General features: G+C 37.5%; 13 protein-coding genes. 4 read left to right on the top strand and 9 right to left on the bottom strand.

The features are described 5' to 3' along the window. Nucleotides 1–375: 375 nt before the first annotated feature. Together FQ085_RS13505 and FQ085_RS13500 are read right to left on the bottom strand one after the other, a co-directional pair. Complete coding sequence (locus FQ085_RS13505) at nt 376–1,470, bottom strand: NAD/NADP-dependent octopine/nopaline dehydrogenase family protein (protein WP_058385307.1); 1,095 nt, start codon at nt 1,468–1,470, stop codon at nt 376–378. Beyond that, a complete protein-coding gene (locus FQ085_RS13500; RefSeq protein WP_149456847.1) occupies nt 1,471–2,913 on the bottom strand; it encodes a sodium:solute symporter family protein in 1,443 nt (480 codons plus the stop codon). A 365-nt stretch (nt 2,914–3,278) separates the two neighbouring features. On the opposite strand from FQ085_RS13500, the gene FQ085_RS13495 reads away from it, so the two are divergent. Next, nucleotides 3,279–3,989 (top strand): FadR/GntR family transcriptional regulator, encoded by a 711-nt coding sequence (locus FQ085_RS13495; protein ID WP_058385305.1) that lies wholly within the window; start codon nt 3,279–3,281, stop codon nt 3,987–3,989. 228 nt (nt 3,990–4,217) lie between these two features. On the opposite strand, the gene FQ085_RS13490 is transcribed toward FQ085_RS13495, so the two are convergent. After that, on the bottom strand, nt 4,218–5,201 hold the full coding sequence (locus tag FQ085_RS13490; protein WP_149456846.1) for a ketoacyl-ACP synthase III: 984 nt from the start codon (nt 5,199–5,201) through the stop codon (nt 4,218–4,220). Between the two features lie 482 nt (nt 5,202–5,683). Here FQ085_RS13490 and FQ085_RS13485 point away from each other — a divergent pair, with 482 nt between their 5' ends. Then, nucleotides 5,684–6,418 (top strand): Bax inhibitor-1/YccA family protein, encoded by a 735-nt coding sequence (locus FQ085_RS13485; RefSeq protein ID WP_149456845.1) that lies wholly within the window; start codon nt 5,684–5,686, stop codon nt 6,416–6,418. 52 nt (nt 6,419–6,470) lie between these two features. Here the strand turns inward: FQ085_RS13485 and FQ085_RS13480 are convergent, their stop codons facing one another. The 5 genes from FQ085_RS13480 to FQ085_RS13465 form a co-directional block, all read right to left on the bottom strand. Next, nucleotides 6,471–7,481 (bottom strand): DUF1835 domain-containing protein, encoded by a 1,011-nt coding sequence (locus tag FQ085_RS13480; RefSeq protein ID WP_149456844.1) that lies wholly within the window; start codon nt 7,479–7,481, stop codon nt 6,471–6,473. A 343-nt stretch (nt 7,482–7,824) separates the two neighbouring features. Beyond that, nucleotides 7,825–7,974 carry a hypothetical protein gene (locus FQ085_RS18120; protein WP_188074754.1) on the bottom strand — a complete coding sequence of 50 codons (150 nt, stop codon included), beginning with the start codon at nt 7,972–7,974 and terminating at the stop codon, nt 7,825–7,827. A gap of 34 nt (nt 7,975–8,008) precedes the next feature. Continuing rightward, nucleotides 8,009–8,371, bottom strand: a complete 363-nt coding sequence (locus tag FQ085_RS13475; RefSeq protein ID WP_058385302.1) for a hypothetical protein — start codon at nt 8,369–8,371, stop codon at nt 8,009–8,011. A 91-nt stretch (nt 8,372–8,462) separates the two neighbouring features. Continuing rightward, entirely contained in the window at nt 8,463–8,801 is a 339-nt protein-coding gene (locus tag FQ085_RS13470) for a hypothetical protein (protein WP_262499802.1), read from the bottom strand. Nucleotides 8,802–9,634: 833 nt separating this feature from the next. After that, the gene (locus FQ085_RS13465; RefSeq protein WP_058385300.1) at nt 9,635–9,886 is read right to left on the bottom strand and encodes a WGR domain-containing protein; all 252 of its coding nucleotides are present in this window, start codon (nt 9,884–9,886) and stop codon (nt 9,635–9,637) included. A gap of 168 nt (nt 9,887–10,054) precedes the next feature. Between FQ085_RS13465 and FQ085_RS13460 the strand changes: the two genes are divergently transcribed. Continuing rightward, complete coding sequence (locus tag FQ085_RS13460; RefSeq protein ID WP_149456842.1) at nt 10,055–10,549, top strand: PH domain-containing protein; 495 nt, start codon at nt 10,055–10,057, stop codon at nt 10,547–10,549. Continuing rightward, on the top strand, nt 10,546–12,078 hold the full coding sequence (locus FQ085_RS13455) for a PH domain-containing protein (protein WP_149456841.1): 1,533 nt from the start codon (nt 10,546–10,548) through the stop codon (nt 12,076–12,078). Before FQ085_RS13460 ends, FQ085_RS13455 begins: the two co-directional genes overlap by 4 nt. 102 nt (nt 12,079–12,180) lie before the next feature. On the opposite strand, the gene FQ085_RS13450 is transcribed toward FQ085_RS13455, so the two are convergent. Further along, nucleotides 12,181–13,167, bottom strand: a complete 987-nt coding sequence (locus tag FQ085_RS13450; RefSeq protein ID WP_058385297.1) for a TIGR03571 family LLM class oxidoreductase — start codon at nt 13,165–13,167, stop codon at nt 12,181–12,183. Between the last annotated feature and the right edge of the window lie 185 nt (nt 13,168–13,352).

Raw genomic sequence — 13,352 nt, 5'->3', positions numbered from 1 at the left:
AAAGCAAACGTCATACACAAAATTTCCACAATTTTTTGGGGGCATTAGAAATGACGTCATCCATACTTTGAGCTAGAAATGTATACACTCACTTTCTAAAAGCCAGGTGAACTTGTTACTACCCCTAATTCTACGGGTCCTTATCTGTGAATACAATTTATTTGCCTCGATTTCGAGATAACTGAAAGACGGATAATAAATAAGAAATTCTCATTAACTGAATGTACAGAATAAGTTAACTCGTTCTCTACTTAAAAGGGGGTCTCAATCTACTAAATAATAGCAAAAAGAAAGTCCAAACTATTATAGTTTGAACCTTCTTTTTGCTATTTAGTTCTGAAAAGTTTATCTTTCCAACTAATCTTCTGTCATGTTTCACACTAATTCTACAACAGTCATTCTACAAATTTCAGAAAATTCTTCTTTCGTAACCCCTTCTAACCCAAGATTTTCAAGTGTTCGACCAGATTCCATACCAGGAACTAGCACTCGGCCAACCGTAATCATTGCATCTATACAAGGTGTAGGAACATTAGCAATTTTTCCGAGCGATTGAAGCGCAACTAGTGAATACGGAATATCCTCCGTTAAGTACCTAGTTTCTAAAGTGGTTTGTCCCATTATTCCTTTCAAATCTTCATTATTAGTTAAAATTTCATACATATTTTCTCCATGTGTTCTGTACATCTTTTTGTATAACTCTGTCAAAGGCATTACGGTATGTAAATCAAAGGCCGCAGCCAATGCCATTCTTTCTTGATCGAGAGCATCAATGTAACGACCTTGAGCAGGCGTGCAATCAAGATAGTATTCAAAAGGTACTTGCCCTTCAATTCTACCTGTATTTAAAATCGTTGGAGTAGGATGTACAAAAGCATTGATATTATCTAAGCTTATTCGAATGACATCATCAACAATATGATATTCAGGAATTAGTTTTGCAAACGCATCCTCTAACAACTTGTTTTTAGAAGAAGGATACGCTGCCATTGTTAAATACTGCTTTTGTCCTGCAACAACTACGTGGCCAACTTCTATAGCACGACAAGCAAAAAGCAAGGAAGATGTACATCCAATAACTACATCAGCAGAGCATCCACAGTCATCAAGTGTCTTTTTAAATTCTATAGGTCCTAAAGAAGCGTGTGGATTTAAAATAACTATCTGATTATCTTCTAAATACGGTCCCATTTTAATAGCCATATCTTTATGATAAGTAGAGGGCAGTACAATTAAAATTATGTCTGCGCCCTCCATTACTTCCTGCAGGTTTGTACTGGCTTTAATTATTTTCCCAAACCCTGTATATTTTGAATTTCCTTCAATTTGAACTCCACCAAGTTCGTTTAATTTATCAATTGTAGATTGGAAAACATCGTATATTTTTACCGAAGCACCTTGTAATGCCAAATACCCTGCAAAAGCTTGTCCACCGTTTCCAGCACCTATAATCGCAATCTTGTTATTCATTTAATATTCCTCCTTTAATATACGTTCTTCTGTCTCAATATTCCGTCTTTGGTAGTTATAATTTTTCCTGGTAACGGCACTTCCCACTAGTAAGCCCGCTAAAGAAAAGAGAATTCCAATGATTGCGTAGTTGAATATGGTATCAAGCATTAAGCCAATGGACGCACCCACAATACCCATGATCATGCTGAGACCAATCCCAAAATTCGTAAGGAAGTTTTTCTCTTTGAGGATAAAACCAACAAATATTGGACATAGTAAAGTAGCAGCAGAAAATCCGGCAGTAGCCACGAGCCATGTTAATGTATCTGTAAAAATTAAACACATCACTAAAGCTACAGCAACAGTAATCACCGAAAATATTCGTGACAAGTTGAGGATTTGCTTTTCATTCATGCCTGGCTTTACCACATTCACAATGTCACGTGAAATGTTCACTACAATTGATTGTACGGCACTACTTACAGTAGACATCATCGTCGCAAATATTAATCCTGCAAAACCTGCCAATAAGACCAGCGGTAACTGACTCATAAACCATCCTGTAGCTGCACTAGCTTCTATTGCCGGGTTGATTGATTGAATAGTTAAGCCCATGTATACCGCCCATAAAAATCCGACAAACGAGACGATTGCGGATAAAATCAAACTTTTGTTTACTTGTTTTTCATCTTTAATTGCACAAATTCGCTGATAGTACAATTGGTTGGTCAACCCACCTGGCAAAATCGCAAACAACCACAAAAGGATAGTAGCAAGACCGATTTTTTGGAAAGAATCTGAAAGAGATATTAAGTTAGGCTCTACATTAGATGCAATCCCTGTGAATCCGCCAGCTAATTTAGTACCATAAACTGCGGTAATGATTAACATGACTACCATGAAGCAAGCAAATATAAAGTCGGTCCAAGCTACTGTTTTAAGCCCTGCAGGCATGATAAACAATAAACTTACTAACGCAAAAACAATGCAAAGGGCTGTATAATTTATTCCGGTTAACTCTGCATAAATACTTCCAAAAGCTGTTATTTGTGACGTAATCCATCCAAACGGAAAGAGCATGGTCATTATAGAAGCAAGGATAATAATAAACTTATTGTTATTTGACAACTTCTTAAAAATATCTGGAATGGTAGAAAACTGATTTTTCCTCATCCATTTCGCTAAAAAAGCAAGAAGAAGAAAAGGTGTCACCATAAGTATGCCGTAAATCACAATTCCGATTCCATTCGTATAAGCATTTGCTAAATGCCCTACGAGTACGCCACCTCCAATTACACTTGCAAATTGAGTTCCGACAACGACATAGATGGGTAATTCTCTATTTGCTATTGCCCAGTCATCTGCAGTAGCCTTTTTCTTTCTGCTAATGAGATAGGTAGGTACCAGTGTCGCAATGATAATAGCGACACTGGTAAGAATGATTGCCAATGTAATGTTCATAGTTTTCCTCCTCTTTCACTTTAAGTTTGAATAATTAGGTAGAAACGCCAGCTAGTTAGTTTCAGTTTAAAATTTATGCAAAATAAGTGTAACCGCTATCATCCTTTCATATATTTCTAACTTGTGTTCAATTGTACTACAACTGAACTTGTTGTCAATGTTATTTTCAGAACATTTTAACTTCTTTTTTTCAAGCATTTTTCTAACTATCTTCAAAGACACCACTGAAATAACGCCTCCTATGCGGCGTACGTTATGCGATAGAACTATGGTATTATAGACTACTAAGCAAAGGTTTTTTAAAATTAATCGGCTAATAAATTTCTAAACTAATTAAACTATAGTCAAATTAAGGGGAGTTTATTATGAAAAAAATGAAGAAAATTAATTTAAGTGATCAAATAATAGATGAAATCGTATCGATGATAGAAAAAGAACAATGGGATTTAGGGCTTAAAATCCCGGGTGAACTACAGTTAGCAGAATCTTTTAGTGTCAGTCGCAACATATTACGAGAAGCATTAAAAATTTTAGAGACGTTTGGAATATTGGATTCAAAGCCAGGCGTTGGAACGTTTGTTTCAATGCAAGCTCGTGAAAATATTCATAACATGAGCTTCTTAAATTCGTTAAAAAGTAATTCTTCTGTAGAAGTAGCTCTTGAATTCAGGTTAATCCTTGAACCTAAAGCTGCGTATTATGCCGCTTTACGGATAACCGATGATGAAATCATTGAATTAAAAGAATTAGTCAATGATATGCAAAACCGACATAATCTCGAGGAAGTTTATCAAGACGATTTTGATCTTCATATGAAAATCGCAAAATATAGCAATAACCCTTGGTGCTTCGACTTGATCTGCAGCTTGCTCAACCAATTAAAGACTTCTCTTTACTCCGAATTTAACAAGTATAGTAATCTAAAAACAAAAGAAGAGAACATTCATTCACACATTACAATTGCAGAAGCGATAATTGCTCATGAAGCAGAGTTAGCAGAAACGCTGATGACACAACATTTATCTAAGAGAATCAAACTTATTAACCCAGAATTCGAAGTTGAGCCTAATAGATAAAGAAAAATCTCATTTAACTAAAAAACAGCTACCCAATTTTTGAAAATTGGGTAGCTGTTTTTTAGTTAGTAATAACGTCCTGAATTAATTTTATCTATTGAAATGAAACTAAAGCGATGCTCTTTGCCAATAGACTCTGCGATGTTAGATAGCGATAGCTACACAATCTACATTCCACGAACCTAAAGCATCCGTACAGAGCGAATTTATTATTCTATTTTCAAACCATTAAATCGTCCAATTAATCAACATACCCGCATGCGTTAAGCCTCCACCAAAACCGTAAAGCAACATTTTGTCATTAGTTTTGATTTTGCCTTCTTTTACGCCTTTGTCTAGCGACAATGGAATCGAAGCTGCAGAAGTGTTGCCGTAATATTCAAGGCTGTAAATTGTTTGCTCAAGCGGCAGACCGGTCCTACTGCAAATCGACTCGATAATTCGAAGATTTGCGCTATGCGGCACGAACCAATCCACATCGGTCGTTTCAAATTGTGCTTTTACCAGCAATGCTTTAATGCCTTTTGGCACCGTGTTGACTGCCCACTTATAAACTTCGCGTCCATTTTGATTTACAAAGCCATTGACTGCCAACTCATTCCCAAACATTTGATTGGAAAGATCCGTGCAGTAAAGATTGTGTGCAAGCTCTCCGTTAGTTCCCATGTGCACATCAATAAAGCTTGGATTTTCTTCATCAAACTCAACCAAAACAGCACCACCACCATCTCCAAATAAGATACACGTGGAACGATCGCTGTAATCTAGAATTTTAGAGAAGGTTTCTGCTCCGATCACCAAAATCTTTTTGTTCAACCCCGAAGTAATCAAACCGTTGGCAATGTGAAGACCGTAGGCAAATCCGGAACATGCTGCATTCAAGTCAATGGCTCCCGTATTTTTTATACCTAACTTAGCTTGCACTAGTGCAGAGACACTTGGTGTTTTAAAATCCGGTGTCATCGTACAGACAATGACCATATCCACATCATCTAGCGATTTTTCATAACGTTCGATTAAATTTTCCACAGCTTTAACACTAATATCGCTGGTAAATTCAGTATCTAACGCAATACGACGCTCTTTTATCCCAGTCCGTTGGACAATCCATTCATCATTGGTTTCTATCATTTCTTCTAAATCGTGATTTGTCAGCTTCTTATCAGGTACATATGAACCGATAGCTGTAATTCTAGCTTTTGAAACATTCATTTTCATCACTCCCTCTTGATATCCTCATCTTATTCTACCACCAACTATTAGTATTAGGTACTAAAATAACAATTTATCACCACTTAAAAATATGATTTACAAGAACATAGATTACACAAGAATACCGAAAATTCCATTTCCACAAATTCTTCTATTGGAAAAAATATAAAGAGTTGATTGCGAGACGAAACTACTGAGGATCGTTGTTCTTGTTAGTTGATCTGTCAGCTATTTACTTTAGCCGATTTCGAGATGTCAGCTATATTGCTCACCCAAACAAATAAAAGCTGTAGGCCATATTAGGCTCTACAGCTTTTTCTATGCTTTTACATGTGACCATTCCGCAGGTTTCTCCTATGATAAAATGCAAGATGTAGCAATTAGAGACCTATACATTTCTCGACGGGTTTGTTCATCATGTATTTTTCATCAATAAAAAGATATACTTAAGTCTGCTTAAAATAATGTATGAGGTGATCGAATTGAGAAGTGGAAATCCAAGTTTAAAGACCGACACGTTCGAAAATTTTAAAGGTACTGCCACTGGTCAGAAAATGACGATCCAAGGTACTGTCAACAAAACATTTATCTTACTCTTGCTATTGCTGGTGACGTTCGTCTATTCTTGGAATCAGTTTGTTAACAGTCCAGATAGCGTACTGCCTTTGATTCTCATAGGTGCGATTGGTGGACTTATTGCAGGGTTAATCACGATCTTCGTGCCCAAAGTCTCTCCTTTCACAGCGCCTATTTACGCGCTATTGGAAGGCTTGTTCCTCGGTGCAATCTCTGCACAGTACGAAGTTCAGTATGGCGGGATTGTCTTTCAAGCCGTTTTGATTACGATAGGCGTATTACTAAGTCTATTGCTTGTTTACAAGTCTGGTCTCATCAAAGTGACACAGAACTTTAGACTCGGCGTTGCAGCAGCTACTGGTGCCATCTTCTTGGTTTATGTGATTTCATTTATTGGCAGCTTTTTCGGCTTTGAAATTCCGTTCCTGCATGAATCTTCGCCTATAGGCATTGGCATTAGTGTGGTTATCGTTATCGTTGCTGCACTGAACTTAGTATTGGATTTTGACTTTATCGAAAGTGCAGCCAACAAACAAGTACCGAAATACTTTGAATGGTATGGAGCTTTTGGTTTGCTCGTCACATTGGTTTGGCTGTATCTCGAAATTCTTCGATTGTTGTCGAAAATTCGCAGCAGGTAAAAAAACGTCCTACGGGACGTTTTTTTAATTTGCAGAAAAAAGTCACTCGGACTCAGCTTACCTGCACGCGGTAATGCCGCATACTCTTAGGTATTCCTCTTATTTTAAACGTCCCGTTGTAAACTAAATATCTGATGCGATACTCCAAATAGCTATGACTAACAAGGTGTTCAGATTGGAAAAGAATTTCACCAATTACTCTCGCTGCCAAAATAAAATCAGCCGCTTCCGGTTCCCTTTGCAATCTTCGAACCGCATCGATGATCATCGAATCAAAATAATTTTCCTCTATGACTTGAAAGCTACCGTCTTTCCAAATTCGCAGCACGTTTTCTTCTTCTGACAATAGGAGCCATTCGTTTCGTAATATTTCTTTTTCTTTATTTGTCAAAGGATTCCCTAAATTCGTTTGATAGATTTCCTTAAATTGATAGGACGCTACTTCGCCCGAATGTCTCACTCTAAATTGAGTTTTTCCTTTTCCATAAAGAGTTTCAAAAGCTTCTGGGGTATTAATGATATAGATATCGTTTTTCTTTTCTCGCAGAAGATAGAGAAAATAACGAAGGCCTGTTTGTTCATCTGCATTATTTGCCGTCCACAGTACAATTGGTATGTTAGCAGGGATTTCTTCGATTGTTGCAAGTGTTTTCGAGAACCGACTTATGTATTCTTCTTCTATGTAATCCATTTCATAATTAATGTGATCTCGTAACCACTCATAACGTAAGATGCGCCCTTGTTCTGTATGAATTTTCCAAACAGGTCCTTCAGCAAAAAAATCGGGAAAACCAATGATTCGATTTTCATGGCTGAGTCCTATTCGCAAAGAACCTGCTGGAGACTCGCCGCTGATAATATGTACAGCAGTCTCATCCATTTCGTAGTGGACTTCTTTTTGCAGGCTATCAGATAAGTCATTAGATAAGGACAACAACTCCTTTATCATTTCGTCTTGTAAATCTTCTTTTTTCATGAGTTCTAAACGGTACATTACATTTAACAACAAACTTTTCGCATCACTACCACTCAGTTTTTCTATTGATTCACGTAGCTTTTCCATCCAATCACTCCCTTTTTTTTATCATTTGGCTATATGTGCTAGTTCAACTAATCTAATTCCTGTCTAGTATAGCAAATTTTTCAAGATAAAAGAAAACGCCGAAGCAACACTGGAGGATGAATGGATAACGCAGATTTGAAGTGAAAACCATGTTCAAACTTATCAAAACTAATAAATCGTGTTAGAGTTCGAACCTTCGAGACCTCAAATAAATCCCTACTGAATTCGGGCTTTTGCGCGGGATTTAAAAAGTAAACCGGGAAAAAGAGTTTCTTTTTCTTGGTTTACTTTTTGAGGCTATTGGGACAATTCCACTTTTCTATACACTCAACTGCATTTACACTTAAGCTTCTTTAAGCTTCTCTAGTTCCTTATTCAAAGTCGCTTTTTCTGTTTTATATTGTTTGTACCCAAAAAGATATTCCTTATACATTTCCAAATACGTTTTCGTTAGCTGATCTATTCTTTTTTCTCCATTTTTCATTACAGTCATCTAATTCATCCTCCTTTAGTATGGTCGCACAACGTTAACTACTGAATTTCTCACGTGTGGATTTTTGGTGAAAAGGAATTACATAAAACAGATACTTTGGACTCTTCTTGGCTACTTGATACAGGTTGTAAAAGACATTTTGCGACAGCTCGTACCGCTGCATGCAATTTGGTAAAGCTCTTGCTTTTATAGGTGCATGTTTTAACTTTACCTCGTTAATATCTACCCATATGGTTTGAACTCGCGTTTGTTGCTCTCCATTTCTTTGAAAAGATACTTCTCGTGTCAACCGAGCAAAGAAAGTAATAAAAGCAGTTCCATTTTCAATATGAACATCTTTAGATCTCAGAAAATAATAGTCAACTGATTTTTGAGGCAATTGCTCTGTCTGCTCCACTCCACTTCTCCCCTTTAAAGCATAATTACTGTTAGCTAAGTACACAAAGCGCTTCAGTTAGACGTTTAGCAAAATCTTCAGGTGGCTCTTTTTACGCTAGTCGAATGCAGTGCATTCCGCGCTCTGTTGACAGCCGTTGCGAAAAACTACTGGGAAAGTGAATCGGATGCTGTATAAGTGCACCTGTAAAAGATGCCAGTTCTTCAGGAAGAAGAAAGACTTCAGCTTTATTAATCGCCAATTGATTATGTGTAGATGGTTTAAATGATACGGATAGCTCCAGTGACCAGCTGACACACATATCGAAACTCGTATGCGCTTTGATTGTCCGCTTTTTTATTACTTGCCAAAACCCTTCATATAATTCCATTTCTGCGCCTAAAATCTCGCCGACTTTCTCAGCCGCTAAAGACAGTGAATCTGTTTTCATCACGCTAACCACCCCTTTTACACTCTTGTGTAAGTGCTATTCATCAAATCTTTTTTTCGTGCCTGGCGATGACATTTTCCACCCCATTATTATCTGACTAACACACAATTTTTATTTTAAAATTCAGATAAATGTTTTTCCAGATAGCTCTGTAAGCTACCTGTTTTTTCATGCCAAGAGCACAACTTTTCGATCAATAGAAAATTAAAAAATCTGTTAAATTGTTGCTATCCAATACAATAAGACTATATTACAACACAAAATATGTAAAGTGTTATCAAATATTCTTTTAATTCAGATTATAGAAACGTTTTTCTCATATACTTTTTTTGTTAATAGAACTCTATTTGAATAGTATCAACTGAAATTTTTTTCACGTTATCCAACTAAAGAAATCAGATTAAATCAATAAAAACAATTGTTTAAAAAAGAGAATCCAACTACTGTTTACTGTTAGTATTCCCAGTAAAAACTGCGTTTATGAGCCATCAAATCGTATTGAATTAAATTTTCTTTCTAAATTGAGTCACAGCTGTTCGTAACACAAAAAGAGCAGTTGCATAAATTTCTGCAGCCGCTCCTCTATTTTGACTCTGTCACATCACGGTCTTTTTGTTGGCTCTTGTTGAAAAAGCATCGATTTCTTAATTTCATAATATTTTACTAAAATAAGGTAACTGCTAAATTTCTTTCAAATATTTTCTCGTTCTTTTCTGCATCCTAACTATAAATGAGCGCAAAATTATTCAGCATGCTGGATATTAATTAACTAATTCAGTGTATCGCTCGTTAAAGATAACAGCTTGTCTTGCCCTAACATACGAAAATAGTGTTTAGTAATTTCGACTAATACTTGTCTGACGCCGTCCGTTGTCTTTTCTAATTTCCCAATATCCTTTTTTAAACTTCGACTCGATTAATTTGTTCGCTCGTTTCATACAGAGCTCTTCAGAAACGAATTCTTTTGTATTCACTGAGCCTTTGCTCCCTATTTTTCCATATAGCACGATAAAAATAGTTCCTTGAACGTTTATTTCCCAAAACTTATTGGAATAAGCGGTGATGCAAACTAGTGATTTCTTCATTTAAATGTCGCTACTTTCTTTTTTTGTAGTCTTGTTCTCAATTTATTTGCTAGCTTTGCTTTATACAATACTTGACCACTCATGTTTCAGCTTATACTCAATATATGAAACCTTCTGAAAGACGGAACGTATAAAGTAGTATCTTGTGAAAATGGCGGTGTTCCCTAAATGAATAATCAATACGACGCTCCACGACATTCTCTTTCCCCCAATGCCGTCAGCTACTGGCGTCTGGAAGAACTTATTTCCAACCTTATCGCCTTTATCGTTCTTGCTGTCTTATTTTACTTGGATTGGCGCTTTGACTGGTACAACTGGATCTTTTGGGTCTTGATTGCCTTAGCCATCTTTTGGGTAATCGGATTCGTATGGTCCATTATCAGTCCACCTCTCACTTTTAAGTCTTGGCGCTATGATTTAGATGCGGAGTTTTTGTATCTGCAGTTTGGCATTTGGAACCAAACACAACAATTGGTCCCTATGACAAAGATTCAAGCAGTGTCTCTTACACAAGGACCGTTGATGCGGAAATTTAAACTCGCTTCTCTTTCAGTGGAAACAATGGGATCAAGTCATGCCATCCCGGCATTGCCAAAAGCCGTAGCAACCGAGCTTCGTGAACGCGTTGCACATTTCGCCAAAATTAAGGAAGTGGAACAATGATTGCTAATCGTCGCCATCATCCAGCTTCTCTTCTTTTTAAAATCGGAAAACTGATTCGAAGCTCAATTTTTTTCATTTTAGTCTTATTCGTTTTTCAAGCAGACAATAGCTCCATGCTTTTGGTTTACGGTCGTTATGCATTTTTGCTATTTTTTCTTGGATCCGTTGTATTCGCTGTTTTAAATTGGTTCACAACTACTTATGCAATCGATGACCAACGATTCTATTTGCGAAGAGGTGTGTTCAGTAAAACTGACCAGTCGATTCCTTTTTCAAAAGTACAAAACATCAACCGTCACATATCATTTGCTCACCGTTTATTGGGGCTGACATCGATTAGTTTCGAAACGGGTATTGCTGGTGAGGATTCTTCTGTAAAATTCGAAGTTGTCACAAGAAAGGAAGCATTGCGGCTAGAATCTGCAGTCCAACAACGCAACAAATCTGTTGCGACGGAACACGAGACAATTTCCAACGATACGGAAGAGCCTCCTGCTGCTGAACAACTCAAGCCCGGGCAGAAAAAACTGAAAGAGCGTGTCATCCATTTCGAACCGACACGTAAGGATTTATTTAAAGCGTCTATGACGTCCTTTAGCTTTTTGCTACTTGTGCCACTGCTCGCTTCCCTATACTACAATGTTTCTGAATTCAGCGGCTTTGAAGAACGATTAAGCGGAGTGGGCACAAGTTTGCTAGCATCGACTTGGATGATTGCTATCGTAACTACCCTAATTATTCTGGCTTCTTTCGTATTCGGGATTGTCCACTCATTTATTAAATATGGGAACTATGAGATTTCTTCTGATAGTGAGCGTGTGTACATCAAAAAAGGTCTGTTGTCGCAAGCCTCTTTTTCAATCGCAAAAGAGCGCGTTCAAGCCATTGAAATTACACAATCTTTTACAAAACGTATTCTTGGACTGGCAGAAGTTAAACTGATTAGTGCCGGCAGCCTGTCATTGGGTTCAGAAGAGTTAAATATTAGCTCGCTCTATCCTTTTCTGCCAAAGCGAAAAGCATATGCAATCGTTGCTGAATTGTTACCCGGCTACCGCATTCAAGAAGACATGCAACGACTGCCGAAACGTGCACTTTGGATTCGTTTGCTAAAGCCAAGCTGGATATGGCTAATTGCGACTGCATTGTTGTTTTACTTCCAATCCAACTTCTTGAAAATTCAAAATATGTGGTGGATCGTTTCTATTGTCTTACTAATAGTAGTTGTTGTGTCGCGTACTCTGAATTTCCTCCACACACGTTATTGTTTAAATGAAGAATTGATTCAATTGAAAAATGGCGGCTTTACTTCTACTCTATTTATCACGAAGCGAGAAAAAATTGTGGAAGTTGAAATTACGCAAAACCGGATTCAACGTGCATTTGGACTTTCTTCACTTCAAACAGTCACGCGCGCGAGACCCGTTCATACGTCTTATCTTGAAGATGTACCAGATTCATTTGTTGACATATTTCACCGCTGGTACCGTGATCGAACGAAAGAAGTCGAACTGGATTCAACACATTAAAGACTCTTTGCCGGTATTTCGGCAAAGAGTCTTTTTCGTTCAAACCGCTTCTTAGAACATTGGCTTCAAAAAATGAGTAAATGCACCGTTTAGTCTGTAATTTTACCTAGTTTTATCTACCGCTATTTCACGCATGTAGTTTGTATGTGCAGGAAAATGCGGGACAACATACTCACCTAATTCTTGTATGACTTCAGTTATAGGGCGATTGCCATTAGTTAAACTCAGAATGACATGATTAACTCCCATCCTTTGCAGGGCATGAAGATAGTCGACCAAAAACTGGTGACCTGATGTAAAGCCAACTTTGATCGGAATAGGTCTAGGTGAAGCCTTCGGATTTTCTGATAAATTGATCACCAATGGTTGAGAAAACGGTTTAAATCGATCTGTTGCATTTCTCCAAATTTTGATTAGCTCTTTCTGACGATTTGCCTCTTGTGCATAAAACATCCAGCCATCCGTATGTTCCGCTAACCACTCGATTGTTTGTCCAGAATAGCCTGTTCCGAGGATTGGGATACCCATTAAATGAGGTTTAGGAATAACGTCCCCTTCGACTAATTCCACTCTCTTTGAATGTATTTGGGGAAACGATTCTTCCCATATTTTTCTCATGACCCAAATAGATTCTCTAAACAACTCATCACGTTCTTGTCGTTCTACTTTAAATGCCGGAAACTCTATCGGACGGTCTCCCGTTGCAGCACCTAATAAGAGTCTTTGATCAGATAAATCATCTAAAGAAGCAGCGGCCTTTGCTAAGTGAAGCGGATGCCGTAACGTTGTGATGACGCTGGCAATGCCAAGAGCAATCTCTTTTGTGTACGCACTTGTGTAAGCAAGTAACTGAAATGGGTCATGGATAACACCTTTATCTCCAAAGTTCGGATCAAAAAGTGGAGAATCCCTTACAAACAAAGAAGCAAATCCAGCTTCTTCTGCTTGTTTCGCTAGTGTCATTTGTGAGGCTATGTCCATTGCAAACGGATTGTCTCTAGCCGATTCTAGAGGAAACGAAATTCCAAGCGTTAATTTATTTTCTTTGAACGTTCGTGCAAAGCCGTTATGAGATTGAAAATCTTTCATTTGTATTCCACCTGTCTGGTACATTTCCTAGTTATGTAAACTGGCCAATAGTAGGCCAGTTATTGCTGTTTTTTCGTGCATGTACATCATCTTTTTTATGAAAAACGAATGTCTCCCAATGTGGATAATATCTATCCACATTAGAATAACATGATTATTTTTGAATGTACATTTTTTTGTCGTTT

The organism is Planococcus sp. ANT_H30 (assembly GCF_008369335.1).
Taxonomy (GTDB): Bacteria; Bacillota; Bacilli; order Bacillales_A; family Planococcaceae; genus Planococcus; species Planococcus kocurii.
Note: the sequence above shows the minus strand (reverse complement) of the source record. Positions and strands in the feature narration are given on the sequence as shown.